Below are 19,151 nucleotides of genomic sequence, written 5' to 3'. Positions count from 1 at the left end.
CTCACCCCGCGCCCGGGGTGAGCGCTTCCTTGGACATCAGCCTGCCGTCCCGGAAGCACAGCCGGTAGGCGTCCCCGGAGCGGTCGTCGAAACGGTCGGCCGTCATCGCGTAGTACGCGCAGCGGACGCCCGGACCGCGCGGCTCACCGGCCACCGGCCGCTGGGTGGTCTCGCGCGCGGGCAGCAGGCGCTCGACCGACGCCCGGTCCTGGCCCACCCGGAGCCGGGCGAAGTCGCCGGGGTCCAGGACGGACTGCCGGGCCGAGTGGATGTCCCAGCCCAGGAGCGCCGCGCTCAGCCCGGCCCACGCCGCCAGGGGCAGGACGACGGTCAGGGCCAGGGCCCGCCGGGCGCGCCCGCGCGCGTGCCGGTGCTCCGGGGGCAGCGCCCCGGGTGCGGTCCGGGGCGCTGCGGCGGCCGGCAGCCGGGGGAGCGGGGCGTGCGGGAGGCGCGCGGTCACCGCGAAGCCGTCCTCGTACGGGCCGTGGGTGAAGGTGCCGCCCGCCAGGCGCACCCGCTCGTCCAGGCCGGGCAGGCCCCGTCCGGTGCCGGGCCCGCCCTGCCGTCCCGCCGGTGCGGGGCCGTTCTCGACCCGGACCGTCGTCGTCCCGGCCGCGTGGGTCAGCCGGACGTCCACCGGGGCGCCCGGTGCGTGTTTGGCGGCGTTGGTCAGGGCCTCCTGGACGACGCGGTGGGCGGCCCGCGCGGCGTGCGGCGGCATCGTGGCCGCGTCGCCCGTGGTGTGCAGGGCGACCGGGAGACCGGTGGCGGCGGCCTCCGCGACCAGCCGGCGGATGCCGGTGCCGGGCGGGCCCGGCGGCTCCTCGTCCGCCCGGCCGCCGCCATCCTCGCGGAGCAGCCCGATGACCTCGCCGAGCCGTTCGACCGAGGCCGCCGCCCGGGCCCTGATCTCCCCGGCCGCCTCCCGGTGCGCCGCGTCGAGGCCGGGGGCCAGCTTGAGGGCGCCCGCCGACAGGGCGATGAGGCTCAGGTCGTGGCCGATGAGGTCGTGCATGTCCTGGGCGATCCGGGCCCGTTCGCGCGCCCGGGCCTGCTCCGCGACGAGCCGCTGCTCCCGCTCCAGCCGTTCCGCCCGCTCCCAGCCCGCCCGTACGAGCTCCTGGTACTGCCACCAGAACCGCCCCGCGCACCACGGCAGCATCGCGGCCACCGCGACGACCGCGACGAACCGCCCCGCCATCAGCACCCAGGACGGCACGAGGGCGACCGCCACGACCCCGCCGGCGACGACCGCGACGAGCGCGAGCAGGGTCGGCCCGGTCCTGCCCGGCTCCCGCCCGGCCAGGAACGCGGTCACGGCGGCGGGCAGCGCCCACCACGGACTGGCCGTGCTCAGCGCGACGCAGGCCGCCGCCGCCACGGTCAGCAGGTTCCCCGGCGCGGCCGCCCGCCGGACCGCGCCGCTGGTCATCGCTCTCTTCACCCCGTCGACCGTACGCACCCCGGAGCTGCGGCGGCACTGCCGAAAGTCATGTCCGGTCAGGCCGTCAACGGCCCGTCCGCGCCGCCCTCCGGGCGATCCGCTTCGCGATCCTCTCCGCGTCGCGGGCCAGTTCGCGGAGCATGCCGCTGATGGGGTTGGTGAAGCCGGTGAAGTAGAGGCCGGGGGCCTGCTTGGGGGTGCGCGGACCGTGGACCACCGGGCGGCCCCGCTCGTCCAGCACCCCGAGGTGGCCGACCAGCGGTTCGAGGGCGCGGCGGTAGCCGGTCGCGGCGATCACGGCCTCCGGGGTGGCCCGGGTGCCGTCCGCGAGGACCACCGCGTCCTTGTCGAACGACTCGACGGCCGCCACCGGGACGACCCGGCCGCGCTTCACCGCGTCGATCAGGCCGACGTCCTGGACCGGGATCGCGCCCTCCTCGACGCGGGAGTACAGGCCCGTGTCCGGCCGGGGCAGCCCGTGCGCCGACAGGTCCGGCACGGCCGCGCGCGCCATCAGGCGGCCGGCCCGGTCCACCAGGGCCACCGGCAGCCGGCGGACCAGGATGCCGGTCGCCTGCGCGGGCCAGCCCGCCGTGGAGCGGCGCACGATGTGCGGGACGGTGCGCACCGCGAGCCGTACGCGGGAGGCGCCGCCCTCCACGAGGTCCACGGCGATCTCCGCGCCCGTGTTGCCGACGCCGACGACCAGGACGTCCTTGCCCGCGTACGGGGCCGGGGAGCGGTAGTCCGACGCGTGCAGCAGGTCCCCGGTGAACGTCTCGCGGCCGGGCCAGTCGGGCAGGCGCGGGGTGTGGTTGAAGCCGGTGGCGACGACGACGGCGCGCCCGGTCAGCTCGCGGCCCCCGCTCGCGCTCAGCCGCCAGCCGGTGCCGTCCGCCGCCCGGTCGATCCGGGAGACCTCGACGCCGGTGATCACTTCCAGCTCGTGGTGCTCGGCGTACTTCTCCAGGTACCGCACCACGTTGTCCCGGGCGACCCAGCGTCCGAACTTCCTCGGCATCGGCAGCCCGGGCAGCGCGGACCAGCGGCGGGTGGTGTGCAGGTGCAGCCGGTCGTAGTGGCCCCGCCAGGACGCGCCGACGGCCCCGGACTTCTCCAGCACGACCGCCCGGACGCCCCGCGCGCGCAGGGCGGCCGCGGCGGCCAGTCCGCCCGGTCCGCCGCCGATGACGTAGACGGGGCGGTCCTCGGTGAGGTCGGTGGGGGCCGGGGAGGTGCTACCGGCGGTGGGTGCGCTGTCGGACATGCTTCGGAGCGTAATCGCGCGACTCCTTGATGGGTCTCGGTCAAGACCGGAATCGATTGCGAATTGATCACGCTCGAACGCGGGTGCGGGGCGCGGTACCCGCGCGTCGGCCGGAACGCCCCCGGTGGCACGCTGGGGGTGCCCGATCCGTACGGCCGTGAGGGAAGCATCCGTTGAACACCGGCAGCTACTACGAGCGAATCGACGCCCACCGCTACAAGCCGACCGCCCACGCGAGCGGTGCGTGGAGCATGGACGAGGTGCACTTCAGCCCGTTCGGCGGGCTCCTCGTCCACGCCGTCGAGCGCCACCTCGCGGAACGGCCCGGCGAGCGGCTGCTGCTGTCCCGGATCAGCTTCGACATCCTCGGGCGGCTCGCCCTGGACGAGTGCGAGATCCGGGTGGAGACCGTCCGCCCCGGCCGCACCATCGAACTGGTCGAGGCCGTCGCCCTCATCGCGGGCCGTCCGGTCGTACGGGCCAGGGCCTGGTCGCTCGCCCCCGTGGAGACGGCCGGGGTCGCCGACGGCGAGGACGCCCGCCTCACCCCGCCCGAAGCGCTCGCCCCGTGGCCGATGGCCGATCTCTGGCCCGGCGGCTACATCGCGTCGCTCGACGTCCGCCCGCTGGCCCCGCCCCTGCCCGGCCGCACCACCGCCTGGATCTCCACCCCGCTCGACCTGGTCGCGGGCGAGACCGCCGGCCCGCTGGCCTCGTACGTGGCGCTCGTGGACACCGCCAACGGCATCGCCGTACGCGAGCAGCCCACAGAGTGGATGTTCCCCAACGTGGACCTGACGGTCCATCTGCACCGCCAGCCCGAGGGCCGCTGGACCGGCCTCGACACCACGGTCGTCTTCGGCCCCACCGGCCAGGGCCTCACCAGCACGGTCCTGCACGACGTCAACGGGCCGGTCGGCCGGGCGGAACAGATCCTCACCGTCCGCCCGCTCTGAGGAAGTTCACCGCTTCCGGCGGCGCTCGCGCAGGCCCGGGCGGCGGATGCGGACGCCGCCCGCGCCGCAGGAGCCGGTGATCCTCAGCAGCGGCGCGCCCGGCGCCCGCTCGCCCCTGACCTTCGACTTAAGGCCGCCGAACGCCAGGTCCAGCCCGTCCGTGTCCACCCCCCAGCCGTCCGGCACCACGATCCGGACCCCGCCCATCTGCGCGTCCACTTCCAGCTCGACCACGGACAGCCGGCACTCGGCGCCGCTGAAGTCGAGGAGGGCCCCACCGAGGCCGCCCGACACGACGATGCGCGCGGGGACCTTCCAGCCGCCGGTCCGCCGCACCTTGTGCATGCCGCCCCGCACCGTCAGCGGCTCGCCCGTGTCCCGCGCCGCCGGGCCGCCGCCCAGGTCCTCGGTGATCGGCGCGAGTTCGCCGTAGGTCTTGGCCGTGAGGGCCAGGTTGAGCCGTTCGTCCAGCTCCTCCATGTCGATCCGCCCCTCCGCCGCCGCCTCACGCAGCTGCTCCACCACCGCCTCGCGGTCGGCGTCGGACGCGCGCATACGGGCGCTGGAACGGGCGGGCTCGGCAGTCATGCACCTGATGATACGAAGGCGGACACCGGCTATCCGCGCCGCCTCGTACGCTCCAGCCACGGGCCGAACTCGCTCTCCAGGACCAGCCGTCCGAGCTTCCGGTACTCCGCGAGCACGGCCCCGACCAGCTGCTCGGTGTCCAGCGGACGGCCCGACTCGGCCGCCTGGTACGCGGCGGTCACCGCACACGCCCGGATCGAGCCGCCCGTCAGCTCGAACCGCTCCGCGCACGTCGGCAGGTCGAGGTCCGGGGCGCGGGGGATCTCCGTACCCAGGCAGCGTTCCCACAGCGCGAGGCGCTGCTGCGCGTCCGGTACGGGGAAGTCGGCGACCACGTCCAGGCGGCGGGTGAACGCCTCGTCCAGGTTGGCCCGCAGATTGGTCGTGAGCACGGCGATGCCGTCGAAGGACTCGACGCGCTGGAGAAGGTACGCCGACTCCACGTTCGCGTGCCGGTCCTGGGCGTCCTTGACCTGCGAGCGCTTCCCGAAGACGGCGTCCGCCTCGTCGAACAGCAGCACCGCGTTGACCTCGGACGCCTCCACGAAGATCCGTTCCAGGTTCTTCTCGGTCTCCCCGACGTACTTGTCGACCACGGACGACAGGTCGACCACGTACAGCTCCATGCCCAGGTCCGCCGCGACGACCTCGGCCGACATGGTCTTGCCCGTTCCGGACTCCCCGGCGAACAGCGCGACGATGCCCCGCCCCCGGCCCCCGCCCGGCCGCATCCGCCACCGCCCGAGCACCTGGTCGCGGTGGCGGGCGCGCAGGGCCAGGTCGGAGAGCTGGCGGCGGGTCGCCGGCGGGAGGACGAGGTCGTCCCAGCCGACGGTCGGCTCGATGCGCCGGGCCAGCCGGGCGAGCCCCGCGCCGTTCTGCGCCCGGACGGCGGTCCGCAGGTCGGCGGCCTCCACCGGGCGGCCCTCCTGCGCGGCCAGCCGGGCGGCCACATCGGCGGCCCGGCGGATCTGGCCGGAGTCCAGCCGGTAGGCCCGGGTGGCGTCCGCGAGGCGGGCGTCGGCCTCCTCCGTCCCGGCGGCGAGCCCGGCGGCGGCACCGGCCCGGGTGAGCGCGCCGCGCCACCGCCGTACCGCGTCCGCCGGGTCCGGCGGCGGGACCGGGACCGTCACCGGGCTCTCCCCGGCCCACAACGGGTCCCAGTGCTTCCGCCCGTACACCAGCAACGGGGAGCCGCCGCCGACCGCCGCGCACAGCGCCCCGAGGAGCGCGGCGCCCTTGGGCTGCTCCGGCGCCAGCGCCTCCAGCGGGCCGAGGACGAGCCCGCCGCCGCTCAGCCGGGCCTCGGTCGCCAACGTCCGGGCGGCCCGCTCCGGTTCGGGCGCCGCCGCCAGGGCCGCCGGGTCCACGACGAGCGGGCGCAGCCCGGACGCGGCGAGCGCGCCGACGGCGAGGCGGGCCGGGTCGCCGCCCCGGTCCAGCAGATGCACGAACCCGCTCCCGGCGCCGGCCGCCGCCGCGACGCGCCGGGTGACCGGGCCGCCGTCCGGCTCCTCGTCCGGGACCGCCACCCGGACCAGGCCGTGCACCCGGGCGTCCACCTCGTCGTCGCCGAGCAGGTGCGCGGTGATCCGGTCGGGGACCCGCAGCACCCGGGAGAGCAGGGGGCGTTCGGGTTCCAGCACCTCCACCAGGCCGGCCGCGACGAGCGGCGCGGACGGCGCGAACCTGAACCGGCCGGGGCCCGCTCCGGGCAGCCCGCACAGTTCGAGCGCCAGGCCGATCGTGGCGCGGCGCCGGGTCAGGTCGTCGTTGAGATACCCGTACAGCGGCTCGAACCGTGCGTCGATGTCCGGCGCCATGGCGACGAGCAGGAGGTCGACGTCCGGCCCGGTCAGCCCGAACCGCTCGGCCAGCTCGGCGATCCGCCCGCGCTCGGGCGGCGCGTCGGGGCCGAGGTCCGGTACGGGGAGGAACGCGTCGCGCGAGTCCAGGACGCGCTCGACGCCGGCGGGCGTGAGGTACTGCCCCCGCAGCGGATCGTCCGGCGCGGGATCGCCCTCGTGCCGCAGCGCGACGGCGGCCCGCACGCGCCGCTCGACGTGCCCGAGCCGTTCCCAGAGCTCGGCGAGGGCGGTATCGGCGGCGGAGAGCCGCTGAGCCGTGGTCACCGGGCCCCGCCCCCGCGCCTCCGCCGCCCCGGCGGCAGCCGGCGTTCGCGCTCTGCCGCGAAGCCCTGGCCCGCCGGGTCCGTGCCGCCGTCCTCGTACCGCAGCCGGCGGCCCGGTTCCGTCGCCCCGCCGTCCACGGCGGCGGCCGTCCGTACGAGCAGCCCCTCCGTGACCGGCGGCCCGGCCGGCTCCACCTCGCCGGACAGCGGGGCCCATACGCGTACGTCGATCGCCGCCTTCAGCTCGCCGCCCAGCGCGGACCACACGTCCACCGTGGACGGGCGGTCGCCGGAGCCGGCCGAGGCGGCCTCCAGCTCGACCGTGAGGGCGAGGCCGGCGAGGCTGCCCGTGAGCATGCGGGCGGGCAGCGCGCGGGTGCGGATCAGGCAGCGCAGGACCTCGGAGAGCAGGCGGTGTTCGTCCTGGGGGCGGTTGGTCCAGGCCGTGACCAGGTAGGTCAGCTCGAACCAGCGCGGGGGAGTGCGGCGGCCGGTGACCAGGCCCTCGGCGTCGTACTCCTCGGACGTGCCGCTGCGGCGGCGCGTCGCGTCCTCACGGATGCCGTACAGGAAGACGCTCACCGTGGGCGCGTTGCGCCGGGCGGACCAGTCCTTCGTCGGGGCGTCGAAGACCAGGTCGACGCCGCTGTCCTCAAGGCCCGCGTCCACCAGCAACAGCCGCAGCGCCTCGTCCACCTCGTGGATCACCGGCGCCCCATCTCGTCCGGCGGCACCAGGTTGCCCGTCACCACGAGGAAGTCCGTCTTCACCGGGGAGAAGCCGGGGCCGGACGCGGTGATCGTGCGCGGCCCGGTCCGGTCCTTGACCACGATCAGGAGCTGGGCGATGAACGTGCCGTCCCGGCCGGGCCGGGTGGGCGCGGCGGCGACCGTGATCCCGGGCTTCCAGGCCAGTTTCACGGGCACGCCCGGCGGGAAGTCCTTGCCGCGCACCGAGGTGACGAACCCGGGCTTGCCGATCTCCGGCACCGAGACGATCCGGGGCTGGAGGATGCGCAGCGGGATGCGCGAGACGTTGTCGCCCCGGTCCGCGTCGGTGCCGGTGGTCGTCAGCGTGCCGGTGATCCGGGTCCGCAGGGCGTGGTCCGGGGCGAGCACCACCCGCAGGACCGAGGAGGCACCCGGCTCCAGGTCGGGCAGGGCGCACACCCCGCCGGTGCAGCCCGCCGGGAGCGTGGCCACGGGGATGCGGGCGGGCAGCCCGAGCCGCAGCCGCAGGCCGGTGGCCAGGGCGTTCTCGCCGTTGCGGACGGTGTACGTCACCACGACCCGGCCGCCGACATAGCCGGGGCTGGGCTGCGCCCGGACGACGACACCGGGACCGGCCTCCGGCGCGGGCGGCAGGGCGGGCGGCTGTGCGGGCGGCTGCGCCGCCGGGGTCGGCAGCTTGGGCGGTGTGGCCGGTCCGGAGGGCGGCGGGCTGGGCGGGGCGGGCGTGGTGCGGACGCGTACGGAGGTGTTGGTGGCGTTGTCCGTGGGGTTCGGGTCCACGACCGCACCGGTCACCGACCAGCCCAGCTGCCAGGGTCCGTTCGTCACGCCGATGAGCCGCACGGTGACCGGCACCTCGGCGCCGGGCTTCAGCAGTCCGAGGGCGCAGCTCGGCTCATCGGTGGCGCACGGGCCGGTGGGGGTGGTCATACCGTCCAGGCGTACGCCCGGGGGGAGGTCGGCGATCAGCGTGGTGCCGGGGGAGGCGGCCGGGCCGTTGTTGGTGACGGTGACCGTGACGGACACCGAGGAGCCGGACTCCACAGTGGGCGTGGTGGGCGGCGCGGTGACGGCCAGGTCCACCTTCTGCTGGAACGCGGGCTCCTTCTGGCGGCCGGGCAGCTGCGCGGTGAGCGGGGTCAAGGTGCCGGTGGCCAGGTTGAGTTCGGACAGCTGCTCCGGGGAGTTGGGCGCCCGGTCGCGGCGGTGGCTGAGCACCAGCCGGGAGGCGTCCGGCGACCAGGCCACGTCACGCGGCTGGTACGGGCCGGTCGTCTCGACGTCCGGGATCTCGGCGGCGCACGCGGTGGCGTCGCCGCTCCGGCCGGACGGCAGGACGACCCGGCAGTTCTTCCCTTCCGGCGAGACGACGACGACGCTGGCGCGCTGGTTGATCCGGTCCGCGCGGTCCTTGCGGTTGAAGGCGACGGACCTGCCGTCGGGCGAGAACGCGGGGCTGTCGTCGATGACCTTGCACTCGCCGGGGCAGCCCCCGGTGCGGCTGAGGTCCCGCTGCTGCTTCAGCGCCTTCACCGGGGCGGTCCACACGTGCTTGATGCCGCCGAGGCCCCGGATGACCTCGGCGCGGGTGAACGCGAGCAGGGTGCCGTCCGCCGACCAGGCGGGCTGCGCGTCGGCGCCGGTGACCTCGCCCTTGGGCGGCACGACCTCGCCGTCGATGTGTCCGGAGGCCACGTCCGCGATGAGCACCCGGCTGGTCCAGGCGCCGTCCGTACCGGGCGTGGACCGGGTGAAGGCGAGCCGGGTGCCGTCCGGCGAGAACGAGGGGTCGGTGTCGCGGTCCCGGGGGCCGCGCCCGTCCAGCTTCATCACCTCCGGATGCGTCCCGTTGGTGTCGGTGCGCCAGATCCGCTGGACCCGCTGCCCGTCGAGCGTCTCGAAGCGGGTCACGGCGATGTGCAGGCCGTCGGGTGTGTACGTCTGCCGCTCGGTCCAGGGGTCGTAGCCCTCGGCCGGGTGGAACAGCGGGTCGGCGGCGGGGTCGTCGCTGGTGTTGGTCCGGGCCCTGGGGTCCTCGCGCAGGACGTCGAGCCGGAGGTCGCGGGGGTCGGAGCCGTCCTGCCGCATGTCCTGGAGCGTGACGAGGGCGGCGTCCTTGGTGGTCCTGCGGGTGACGACCGGGGTCGGGTCCCCGGCGATCACGAGCACCGCCGGGGGCCCGATCTCGCGGTCCTCGTCGAGCACCTTCGTCGGGGCCGGCCCACCGATGGAGGTGACCTCGTAGACGTGGTCGTAGACGGAGCAGCCGCAGTCCGTGTTGGGGCTGAGGAAGAGCAGGCCCTCGCCGTCGGGCAGCCAGGCCGAGGAGCGGGTGCCCCAGTCCTTGCCGAGACCGGTGAGCACGGGCCGGGCGGTCCCGGGCCCGTCGGTGACCCGCAGCCGGTGCCCGGTGTCCGTGTCGGAGGCCGGCTCGACGTGCAGCGTGTAGGCGACCCGGGAGCTGTGGGTGCGGTCGCCCACCGGATTCCACTCGGGCTCGTCCGCGTCCCCCTCCGCGCTGTTGCTCAGGCACGTCACCGTGCCGCCGTTCAGGTTGCGTGCGTAGATCTGCGTGCCGGGCTCGGGGCCGCCGTCGCTCGCGTACGCGATGCGGGTGCCGTCCGGGGAGAGCGTCGGGGACGTCTCCTCGTCCGTGGTGGCCGTCAGCTGCCGCACCTTCCCGGGCTTGTCGACGGCCACGGACCACAGGTCCCGGCGGCCGCCCTTCCCGGGCGAGTCGAAGACCACGGTCTTGCCGTCGCGGGAGAGTTCGGGATGCGCGGCGTCCATGCCGTTGGTGAGCCGCAGCACGCTGCCGTCCGCGCGGCGCAGGTAGACCTGGGGGCGCACCTCGTCCCGGAGGCTGGTGAAGACGAGCGCGTCGCCGCGCCCGTAGGCGTCCTGGTCGTAGTGGGCCGGGACGTCATCCCCGAACAGGTCCTCGGTGGCGGTCCCCGACGTGACCCGGCCGAGGCTGCGGTGCCCCGTACCGGCGAAGGCGATCCGCCCGGTGTCGGTGACCGTCTTCGACGCGGCGGCGGCCGGCTGAACGCCTTGCGGGGCGGACATGGAACCCGCCACCAGCAGCGGCGTCAGCAGCACCACCGCACCGCACAGCCGGCGCAACCGGGCACCCCTCGCCGGGCCAGCAGGACCGCCCACGGTCCACCTCACAGTCTGGTCGATGGTTCTCCACGACGAGCATCCCGCCGAAGGGGGCCTCCGGACAGGGCCCGGAGTACCCCGGAACGGGGAAGACCGGGTGCCCTTTGGGGGCGGGCGCCTACCTCCGATGGCGGGCCGCGAGGCGGCCGGTCTGCTCGGGCCCGACGTTGTCCCGGACGCCCTGGAGCAGGAAGCCGATGTGCCGGAGGTCGTCCAGCAGCTCCTCGTAACTCGCCTGCGCCTGGACGTCGCGGAACTCGACCCGCCGGTGCTCCGGGGTCGGGTCGTTCATGTGCTCAAGGTTGACCGCCTGGTAGTGCAGCCGGTCCTCCGGATGGTCGTCCACCTTCTCCCGCAGGTGCGGCGTCGCGTCCTGGTGCAGGGGCAGCGTCATCATGTGCGCCTGGAGGCGCTGGACCGCGCCGGGCAGGTCCACATCGCCCCGGCGCGCGTCCGCCAGGATCTCGTCGAGCAGGGTCTTCACCTGGTCCAGGTGGGCCTGCCCCTGAGGGAGGTCTCCGGTCCACGGGGCGTTCACCGTGTCCTTCGCACGCGGTGCGGTGCCGAACCGTGCGACCCAGTTGTTCCATTCATCCTCCCACTGCCGCATGGACTCGACGAAGAGTTCGACGCTTCCGCCGAACGTGGAGCCGCTGTCCAAGGAGATGTGCCCGCCGCCCCCGAAGATGCTCTGGTCCGCGCGCAGACCGCAGTTCTCGGCGAGCTGGAAGATGTGGCGTTCCACGATGTAGCGCACATGGGCGGCGTGCAGGTCGGCGATCGGGGTCGGGTCGGACCGGGTCTCCAGGCAGGCGTCGTCCATGGTGATCTCCCACCACCACTTCGTATCGCCCTTGGTGTACGTGAACTTCCGCGCCTCCTGGCCCTTCACGGTGGTGTCGCTCACGGCCAGCTCGAAGCCGCCCGGCAGATCGGCGGACCGGACCCGCCCGGCCCAGTCGTTCATCTTGTTCCGGGCGTAGGTGATCGCGGACCGGGCGCGGGCGTCCGCCTGCCCGGTCAGTCCGCTGATGTCCACGCGCAGCGGATTGCCCCCGGCGACCCCGTTGAGGGTGTTGTCCGTGAAGGTGAACTCGGTGCCCACGACGGCCCGCGGCAGCGGCTTGTCGTAGTCGGACGGCTCCCCGACCCTGCGCGCGGTCAGGACCTCCTGCTCCATGACGTTCAGGTTCCGCATGACGGCGGTCAGCGACGCGTCCAGGTTCGCTCCCGCCGAGCCGGCTGCCCCGCCGGTCGCCTGGACCACCGTCCGCCACTCGGCCTTGATGCCCAGGTCCGCGACCAGCTTCGCCAGAAGCTTGTTCTGCAACGGCTCCCCCAGCACCAGCTCCGCGTAATCCCTCAGGATGCTTCTCGCCTCGGTGGACTGGAAGTACAGCAGGGCCTTCTGCCGCCAGGTGGCGGCGTCGCCGCTCGCGGTCGGCGCCATGAACCGCTGCACGGAGTCCGCCCCCGTGCGTCCCGGACCCGCGACCGGCTCCCCGGACTCGTGCGCGGCCGGGGCCGCACCCCGCATCACCCGGTGCGCGTTCGCCTCGGCCGCCCGCTCGAAGCGGTCCGACGGGTCGGAGATCCGCAGCCCGTCGCCCCGGTCCGTCCCGGAGACCGCGCCCTGCCGCTGCTGGATGACGTGGGTCAGTTCATGGGCCAGCGTGTGCTTGTCGGCGCCGCCCTCGCCGATGACGACGTGGTGGCCGCTGGTGTAGGCGCGGGCCCCGACCCCGGTGGCGGACGCGCGGGCCGCCGCGTCGTCGTGGACGCGTACGTCGGAGAAGTCCGCGCCGAGCCGCGACTCCATCTCCGCGCGCAGCGAGGCCTCCAGCGGCCTGCCGCTGCCGTTCAGCACGTCGTGGACGGCCGAGCGCTGCACGGCGGGCTGCTCCGGGGGCTCCTCACGCGCCCGCCGCAGCAGGTGCAGGGCGGCCGCGTTGCCCAAGGTGCGCTGCACTTCGAGGAGTTCGGCCCGTTCCGCGGGGGCCGGGCCGCGCGCGGGGGCGGACCTGGTCTCGACGGTCCGGTCGGTGCGGTGCTCACGCTGGGACAACGGTCTGCCTTTCCACGAGCGGTCGATGCCACCAGACCGGTCCGCCGTGGTCCGGGGCAAGAGGCGCCGGGGCAGGCCCCGGGACGAGGGCCCCGGCCGGGCGGCCGCGCGGGGGCACCGAGGGGGCAACGACGGCTGCCCTCCCGGTGCCCGGGTGCCCAGGACCGGTGCGCGTCAGATGAGCCCGTGCCGCATCGCGTACCCCACCGCGTGCGCCCGGTTGCGCAGATTGAGCCGGGTAGCCACCTCGTGCAGCACGTTCTTGACGGTGCGTTCGGAGTACGAGGTCTTCTGCGCGATCTCCGCCGTGCCGTAGCCCTCCGACACCAGCCGGATCATCTCCGCCTCCCGCGTCGTGAGCGTGGACAGCGAGAGGCCCCTCGGGTCCAGGACCGAGCGGTGCAGGCTGCTGACGTGGTCGATGAGCTTGCCGAGGAGGTCCCCGGGAAGGACCCCCTCGCCCTTCGCGATGGCCGTCACGAGGTGGACCAGCCGGTCCTGGTCGGCCTCCCCGCGCCGCAGCACGGCGGCCACCCCGTACTCGATCAGGGTCTGGAGGGCGCCCGCCTCGAAGTAGCCGACGACCAGGCCGGTCCGGGTGGCGGTGTTGCGCTGGAGGCGGTGCAGGAGCTGGACGGCGGGCTCGTTCACCACGTCCACCACCACCAGGGAGACCTGGGCCCGGTCCGCCTCCTCGTCCGGGATCAGCTCGATCTCCGGGCGCCGGCGCAGCTGTTGCACCACCCCGGTCCGGAGGATCAGGTCCTCCGCGTACACCGCCACCGAGACCCGGCCGGACGCCGGGCCGGGTATGCCGGGCGCGGGCTGCTCGGGCGGGGCCAGGCCGCGCGGGCCCGCCGCCCCCGTCGTCGTCATGTCTGTCGTGATCGTGGTCATGTGCTCGTCCTTCTGGGCCGCTTCCGCCGGTTTCCGGTGCGTGGGGTCGGGTACGCGCTCGCGCAGGGCGACCTGGCGCGCGGGTGCGGTGCCGGCACCCGGCGCGGGTGTGCCCCCGGGGCACCGCGGCTGCCCGCACATTGCCCTCGCGCCCCTGCTGCCGGGGGCACCGCGCGGCCTAGCGTCGCAGGGTGACCACATCTGCCGAACTCGCAATGCCCACGGTGACGGTGTCGCCCGGCGCCGAAGCGACGACCACGCTGACCGTGCGCAACGACGGTGACATCGTCGAGGCGTACACCCTCGACGTGGTCGGCGACTGTGCGGCGTGGACCACGGTGGAACCGGCCCGGGTCTCCCTCTACCCCGGCACCTCCGAGACCGTCACGGTGCGCTTCGCCCCGCCCCGGTCCCACGAGGTCCGGGCCGGTGAGAAGCCCCTGGGGATACGGGTGCTGCCCACCGAGCACCCCGAGTCGGTGGCCGTCCCCGAGATGACGGTGGTGGTCGAGCCGTTCCACGAGCTGCGCGCACGCCTGGAACCGGGACGCCGCCGGGGCTGGCTGAAGGCCCGCTTCCGTACCGTCGTACAGAACCGTGGGAACGCTCCCACGGAGGTGTCGCTGGCCGCCCGGCAGCCCGGCGAGGAACTGCGCCTCGCGTTCACGCCGGAGCGCCGGACGCTGGAGCCGGGCGAGTCCGCCGAGGCGGCCCTCAGGGTCCGGGCCCGGAAGCTGATCTGGTTCGGCGCCCCGGCGGCCTGGCCCTTCGAGGTCGTGGCCGGCGAGCCGGAGGACGCCGGGGCCGAGGACGCCCGGGCGGGCCGGCCGGAGCCGCTCCAGGGCGAGTTCGCCCAACTCCCGCTGTTCCCGAAGTGGTTGCTGATCCTGCTCGCGGCGGTGCTCGCGCTGCTGCTCGCCTGGTTCGCTCTGGTGCGCCCGGCCGTCCGCAGCACCGCCAAGGAGGCGGGGGCCAAGGCCGCTCAGGAGGAGAACCGGCAGCCCCGGAAGGGCGGTTCGGCTTCCGGGGGCGGGCAGCAGGAACCCCAGGGCAAGGGGCAGGGCTCGGGAGGCGCCGACGGGTCCGGTGGCGCCACGGGCGGCTCCGGCTCGGCCGGTTCCACGGGCGGTGCGGGCGGCTCCGGCGGGGGCAACGGCCAGCAGAGCTCCCAGACCATCGACGTGCAGACGGGCGCCGGGGGCCGGAAGACCGGCACCTATGTGGTCCCGGAAGGCAAGACTTTCGGTGTCACGGACATCGTCGTGGCGAATTTCCAGGGCGACGAGGGGCTGCTGACCATCTCCTTCGGGCAGCGGAAGATCACCACCATTGCCCTGGAGACGTTCAGGAACCAGGACTATCACTGGGTCACCCCCATTCAGATACCGGAGAAGGCGGCGGTCACCGTTTCCGTGACCTGCGCGAAGCCTGGGACTCCGGCCACCGGTAAGCAGGCTTCCGGGTGTCACCAAGTGCTCAATGTGAGCGGCGTGCTGAGCGATGTTTCGCGAGAGGAACGATAGCGCCGGATTCCTGTCCTTCTGTTCCGGCTACGTGAACAGACGGGTTTCCCACCTGCGGGGATGCGCCACCGAGTGTTCATCCGGGTGTGGTCCTTCCCACACCCGGACACACCCGCAACGACTGGACGCGTAAATGCGCGCAGTGCGGGCGGCGAGCGAATTCCGGCGCTTCCCGGGTGATTCCCGGGCATTTCCGTGTGCGGTGAATGGACTGGACCACGGAGCCCCGCGCTCGGCGGAGCGGATCGGGCCTCATCCGGTTCCCCGAACGGCCGGGGAAAACCAGCCGATCTCACCGGGCCGGCCCGGTCCTTTCTGGCTGAAACTAAACCCTCGTGCCCGGTGGCCGGACGCACCGGCCCGGAAAGGCAGTAGCCCTGCCCCCCGCCCAGGACTTTGAGACCTACTGCCCGTGCGTACGCCCCGGCAAGACTGGGCGGGCGAACGACTGACCAGCCGAAGGAGCGAGCATGCCGTCGTACCTCACCCCAGGTGTATACGTGGAGGAGGTGCAGTCCGGAGCACGGCCCATCGAGGGTGTCGGCACCGCGGTCGCCGCCTTCGTCGGCTTCGCGGAGACCGGGCCCTTCCACCGGCCGACGCTGGTGACGAGCTGGGACCAGTACGTATCGACGTTCGGCACCTTCACCCCGGACACGTATCTGACGCTCGCCGTCCACGGGTTCTTCAGCAACGGCGGCGGCGCCGCGTACATCGTGCGGATCGGCGGCCCCGCCGACGACGCGCCGCAGGACGACGCGCCCGCGACGGCCCCCTCCGTGGCCATCGGCGGCTTCCTGGTCTCGGCCCGCCAGGGCGCCGGCGACGGGATCTCCATCGAGGTCGCCGACGCCGAGGGCGAGAACCCGCCGGAGGACCGCTTCCGCCTGCTGGTCCGTCAGGGCGGCAAGGTGGCCGAGACCTTCGACACCTCCGTACGCAAGAACGTCAAGGGCTACCTCGTCACCCAGGCCCGGCAGTCCAAGCTCATCGAGGTCACCGAGCAGCCCGGCGCGGCGCAGTCCCGCCCCGAGAAGCAGAGCCTCACCCTCGCGCCCGCCACCCCGGACGCGAGCACCACCGGCCGGACCGGCCCCACCGAGTACGTGGGCGACGCGTCGGCGCGCACCGGCATCGCGGCCCTTGAGGCGATCGACGAGATCACCATGGTCGCGGTCCCCGACCTGATGAGCGCCCACCAGCGCGGCGACATCGACGACGAGGGCGTCCGCGCCGTACAGCTCGCCCTCATCGCGCACTGCGAGCAGATGGGCGACCGGGTCGCCGTCCTGGACACCCCGCCCGGCATGAACGCCCAGCGCGTCCGCACCTGGCGCAACGACGACGCCGGGTACGACTCGCGCTACGCGACCGTCTACTACCCCTGGCTCAAGGTCCTCGACCCGGCCACCGGCCGCCAGACCCTGATGCCGCCGAGCGGCCACGTGGCCGGCGTCTGGGCCCGCAGCGACGGCGAACGCGGTGTGCACAAGGCCCCCGCCAACGAGGTCATCCGGGGCGCGCTCGACCTCGAACTCCGCCTGAGCCGGGGCGAGCAGGACCTGCTGAACCCGATCGGCGTCAACTGCGTGCGCGCGTTCCCCGGCCGGGGCATCCGGATCTGGGGCGCCCGCACCCTCTCCTCCGACCCGGCCTGGCGCTACCTCAACGTCCGCCGGCTCTTCAACTACCTGGAGGAGTCGATCCTCCTGGGCACCCAGTGGGTCGTCTTCGAGCCGAACGACGACCGCCTCTGGTCGAGCATCCGGCGCAACGTCACCGCGTTCCTCTCCGAGGAGTGGCGCCGGGGCGCGCTCTTCGGCCGTACGGCGGAGGAGGCGTTCTACGTCAAGTGCGACCGGGACAACAACCCGCAGGAGTCCATCGACCTCGGCCAGGTCGTCTGCGAGATCGGCGTCGCGCCGGTGAAGCCGGCCGAGTTCGTCGTCTTCCGGCTCTCGCAGTTCTCGGACAGCACCAGCCTCGTGGACGAGTGACGGCCGCTCCCCTTACGCGGTGACCCAGCAGGCGACAACGAACGGAACAGGTGACACACAGTCATGGCAGAGGGCGATGCTCTTTCCACCCACGTCTTCGGCGTGCAGCTCGGCGGCTATCTCGTGGAGTCCATCCAGGAGATCAGCGGCCTGACCGTCGAGGAAGAGGTGGTGGAGGTCCGGCAGGTGACCTCCACCGGCAAGCAGATCATCCGCAAGCAGCCCGGCGCGCGCCAGGCCGGCGAGGTGACGATCACCCGGGGACTCGACAAGAGCAGCGAGTTCACCAAGTGGATCAAGGAGACGCTGAACAACGGCGCCGTCGACACCGCGCGGCAGAACCTCACCATCGAGATCAAGGACTCCAAGGGTGAGACCGTCCGCCGCATCCAGCTGATGCAGGGCTGGGCCAGCCGCTGGGAGGGCCCCTCGCTGAAGGCCGGCGAGTCCAGCGCGGCGACCGAGACGGTCACCATCACCTTCGAGGAGATCGTGGTCGAATGAGGCGCAGGACCGTTTCCGGCGGCGGTCTGGAGGAGGTCCTCGACAGCCTCGCCGCCGCCGCGCCGGCGCAGCCCGAGGCCCCGGCCCCCGCCCCCGCCCCCGCGCCGCCCCCGGCCGCCCGCCGGCCCGACGAGTTCGACTTCGAGCTGCCGCGCGGCTACGTGGACGACGAGGGCCGGACCCATCGGACCGGCACCATGCGGCTCGCCACCGCCCGCGACGAGCTGCGCCCGCAGATCGACCTCCGGGTCAAGGAGAACCCCGCGTACCTGAGCGTGGTGCTCCTCAGCCAGGTCATCACCCGCCTCGGCACGATCACCGACGTGCACGCCGGGGTGGTCGAGCGGATGTACGCGACCGACGTGGCGTTCCTCCAGGACTTCTACCGCCGCATCAACAGCGAGGGCCACACCCACGCCGCGGTCACCTGCCCGCTGTGCCAGGGCTCGTTCGAGGTGGACCTGTCAGGTGAGCGCCTGGGGGAATCGTGACGTACGCGCCTTCCCGGCTGCGGGAGGAGATCGCGTACATCGCCTACCACTTCCACTGGCAGCGCGAGGAGATCCTCGACCTCACCCATGGTGAGCGGCAGGAATGGGTGAGGGAGATAGCGCGGATCAACACCCGCGTGAACGAGAGCGGGTGAGGGCGTGGAGTTGAGGGGCTTCTTCCGGAAGCGTCCGGTGGCGGGCGTACCCGAGGCGGACCGGGCTCCGGAGCCCGGGACCGGGGACGCCCCGGCGCCCGGGCCCGCCTCTCCGCGTCCCGGCGCGGACTGGGACGGCGGCTGGCGCCGGGTCGCGCCGCCGACGGTGACCGTCGCCCGGTCATCGATCGGCGTCAGCGACGGCCTGCGCTTCCGGTCCCGCCTCGCGTCCTGGCAGAACGTGGCCTACAGCGACGGCGAACTGGGCCACGCGGTGCTCCCGTCCGCCCCGGTGGGGCGGATCCACGGGGTGGCCCGGACGCCCGGCACGCCCCGTAGCGGCCCCTCGGGGGCGCCGCTGGTGCTGCGCGCGGCGGATGCGCCTCCGGCCCCTTCGGCACCGGCTGACGGGGAGGCCCCGGCGGGCCGGGGCGCGACTGCGCCCAGGCGCGTGGTGCCTGCCGTGGCCGGATCGGCGTCCCGCCCGTCCGGGGACGGCGCGACGCCCGCGCCCCCGCAGGCGGCCCCCGCACCGGTACGCGCCCGCCGCACCGCGCCTCCGCTGACCGTCGCCCGGCGCCCGGCGACGCCCCCGCGCACCCTGTCCGCCGTCGCCTCCACGGCGGTGCCCGCGCCGAGTGCGACGCCTCCGGTACGTCGTGGGCTCGGCGACCCCCTGGGCACGCTGCCGCCCGGGGCGGGCCCGGCGACGCGGCGGCGGGCGGACGAGCCGCCCTCCGACGGCGGGCCGGAGCTGCCGGTGGTCCAGCGCCGGGCGGACCCGCCCGCCGCGCCTGCGGTACGCCCAGGGCTGGGCGAGTCCTTGGGTGAACTGCCGTCCGGGGCAGCCCGGCCGACCCTGGCCGCGCCGGAGTCGCCGGTGGTCCAGCGCCGGGCGGATGCGCCGGCCGTGCCTGCGGTACGCCCTGGACTGGGTGAGTCCTTGGGTGAACTGCCCTCCGTGGACGGCCCTTCGGGCCCGCCCGCCGGGCCCGCCCTGCCGGTGGTTCAGCGGCAGGCGGATGCGTCGGCCGCTTCGGAGCAGCCTGCGTCGGGCGTCCCTGCCCTGCCGGTCGTTCAGCGGCAGGTGGATGCGCCCGCGTCCACCGGTCCGGCGGCCGGTTCTTCCGTGCGCCCGACCCTGGACGGGCAGCCGCCCGTAGCGGCTCCGGGCGGGCCTGCCCTGCCGGCCCTCCAGCGCCGGGCGGATGTGTCGGCCGCTTCGGAGCAGCCTGCG

General features: G+C 74.5%; 14 protein-coding genes and 1 pseudogene. 7 read left to right on the top strand and 8 right to left on the bottom strand.

Going from position 1 to position 19,151, the window contains the following annotated elements:
• Window position 1 precedes the first annotated feature (1 nt).
• Complete coding sequence (locus tag ABZ565_RS10065) at window positions 2-1,444, bottom strand: histidine kinase (RefSeq protein WP_361022966.1); 1,443 nt, start codon at window positions 1,442-1,444, stop codon at window positions 2-4.
• Window positions 1,445-1,508: 64 nt separating this feature from the next.
• Entirely contained in the window at window positions 1,509-2,711 is a 1,203-nt protein-coding gene (locus ABZ565_RS10060; protein ID WP_361022963.1) for an NAD(P)/FAD-dependent oxidoreductase, read from the bottom strand.
• A 173-nt stretch (window positions 2,712-2,884) separates the two neighbouring features.
• On the opposite strand from ABZ565_RS10060, the gene ABZ565_RS10055 reads away from it, so the two are divergent.
• On the top strand, window positions 2,885-3,667 hold the full coding sequence (locus tag ABZ565_RS10055) for a thioesterase family protein (RefSeq protein WP_361022961.1): 783 nt from the start codon (window positions 2,885-2,887) through the stop codon (window positions 3,665-3,667).
• Between the two features lie 6 nt (window positions 3,668-3,673).
• Here the strand turns inward: ABZ565_RS10055 and ABZ565_RS10050 are convergent, their stop codons facing one another.
• From ABZ565_RS10050 to ABZ565_RS10025, 6 genes are all read right to left on the bottom strand, one after another.
• Window positions 3,674-4,255, bottom strand: coding sequence for a DUF1707 domain-containing protein (locus ABZ565_RS10050; protein WP_361022958.1), 582 nt, complete (start codon window positions 4,253-4,255; stop codon window positions 3,674-3,676).
• A 29-nt stretch (window positions 4,256-4,284) separates the two neighbouring features.
• Complete coding sequence (locus ABZ565_RS10045; RefSeq protein WP_361022955.1) at window positions 4,285-6,387, bottom strand: ATP-binding protein; 2,103 nt, start codon at window positions 6,385-6,387, stop codon at window positions 4,285-4,287.
• Complete coding sequence (locus ABZ565_RS10040) at window positions 6,384-7,094, bottom strand: DUF4255 domain-containing protein (protein WP_361022952.1); 711 nt, start codon at window positions 7,092-7,094, stop codon at window positions 6,384-6,386. Before ABZ565_RS10040 ends, ABZ565_RS10045 begins: the two co-directional genes overlap by 4 nt.
• Complete coding sequence (locus tag ABZ565_RS10035) at window positions 7,091-10,279, bottom strand: hypothetical protein (RefSeq protein WP_361022949.1); 3,189 nt, start codon at window positions 10,277-10,279, stop codon at window positions 7,091-7,093. Before ABZ565_RS10035 ends, ABZ565_RS10040 begins: the two co-directional genes overlap by 4 nt.
• A gap of 121 nt (window positions 10,280-10,400) precedes the next feature.
• Entirely contained in the window at window positions 10,401-12,347 is a 1,947-nt protein-coding gene (locus ABZ565_RS10030; protein WP_361022946.1) for a DUF4157 domain-containing protein, read from the bottom strand.
• 174 nt (window positions 12,348-12,521) lie between these two features.
• Window positions 12,522-13,244, bottom strand: a complete 723-nt coding sequence (locus ABZ565_RS10025) for a LuxR C-terminal-related transcriptional regulator (protein WP_361022943.1) — start codon at window positions 13,242-13,244, stop codon at window positions 12,522-12,524.
• A 215-nt stretch (window positions 13,245-13,459) separates the two neighbouring features.
• Here ABZ565_RS10025 and ABZ565_RS10020 point away from each other — a divergent pair, with 215 nt between their 5' ends.
• From ABZ565_RS10020 to ABZ565_RS09995, 6 genes and pseudogenes are all read left to right on the top strand, one after another.
• Window positions 13,460-14,767 (top strand): hydrolytic protein, encoded by a 1,308-nt coding sequence (locus tag ABZ565_RS10020; protein WP_361023388.1) that lies wholly within the window; start codon window positions 13,460-13,462, stop codon window positions 14,765-14,767.
• Between the two features lie 470 nt (window positions 14,768-15,237).
• Window positions 15,238-16,764, top strand: coding sequence for a phage tail sheath family protein (locus ABZ565_RS10015; protein WP_361022941.1), 1,527 nt, complete (start codon window positions 15,238-15,240; stop codon window positions 16,762-16,764).
• Between the two features lie 63 nt (window positions 16,765-16,827).
• A complete protein-coding gene (locus ABZ565_RS10010; RefSeq protein WP_111337042.1) occupies window positions 16,828-17,268 on the top strand; it encodes a phage tail protein in 441 nt (146 codons plus the stop codon).
• Window positions 17,265-17,759 (top strand): hypothetical protein, encoded by a 495-nt coding sequence (locus tag ABZ565_RS10005; RefSeq protein WP_361022937.1) that lies wholly within the window; start codon window positions 17,265-17,267, stop codon window positions 17,757-17,759. Before ABZ565_RS10010 ends, ABZ565_RS10005 begins: the two co-directional genes overlap by 4 nt.
• A complete protein-coding gene (locus tag ABZ565_RS10000; RefSeq protein WP_018101391.1) occupies window positions 17,756-17,914 on the top strand; it encodes a DUF6760 family protein in 159 nt (52 codons plus the stop codon). Before ABZ565_RS10005 ends, ABZ565_RS10000 begins: the two co-directional genes overlap by 4 nt.
• 4 nt (window positions 17,915-17,918) lie before the next feature.
• Window positions 17,919-19,151 (top strand): annotated as a pseudogene (locus ABZ565_RS09995) (hypothetical protein); the annotation flags it as partial.

Origin of the sequence: Streptomyces sp. NPDC016469 (genome assembly GCF_040632905.1) — a bacterium.
Taxonomy (GTDB): domain Bacteria; phylum Actinomycetota; class Actinomycetes; order Streptomycetales; family Streptomycetaceae; genus Streptomyces.
This window is presented reverse-complemented; position numbering and strand designations above follow the sequence as displayed.

What these genes read in the sequence shown, in the direction of transcription:
- ABZ565_RS10060 (WP_361022963.1), bottom strand. Translation starts at nt 2,711, where the DNA reads ATGTCCGACAGCGCACCCACCGCCGGTAGCACCTCCCCGGCCCCCACC.
- ABZ565_RS10050 (WP_361022958.1), bottom strand. Translation starts at nt 4,255, where the DNA reads ATGACTGCCGAGCCCGCCCGTTCCAGCGCCCGTATGCGCGCGTCCGAC.
- ABZ565_RS10025 (WP_361022943.1), bottom strand. Translation starts at nt 13,244, where the DNA reads ATGACCACGATCACGACAGACATGACGACGACGGGGGCGGCGGGCCCG.
- ABZ565_RS10020 (WP_361023388.1), top strand. Translation starts at nt 13,460, where the DNA reads ATGCCCACGGTGACGGTGTCGCCCGGCGCCGAAGCGACGACCACGCTG.
- ABZ565_RS10015 (WP_361022941.1), top strand. Translation starts at nt 15,238, where the DNA reads ATGCCGTCGTACCTCACCCCAGGTGTATACGTGGAGGAGGTGCAGTCC.
- ABZ565_RS10010 (WP_111337042.1), top strand. Translation starts at nt 16,828, where the DNA reads ATGGCAGAGGGCGATGCTCTTTCCACCCACGTCTTCGGCGTGCAGCTC.
- ABZ565_RS10005 (WP_361022937.1), top strand. Translation starts at nt 17,265, where the DNA reads ATGAGGCGCAGGACCGTTTCCGGCGGCGGTCTGGAGGAGGTCCTCGAC.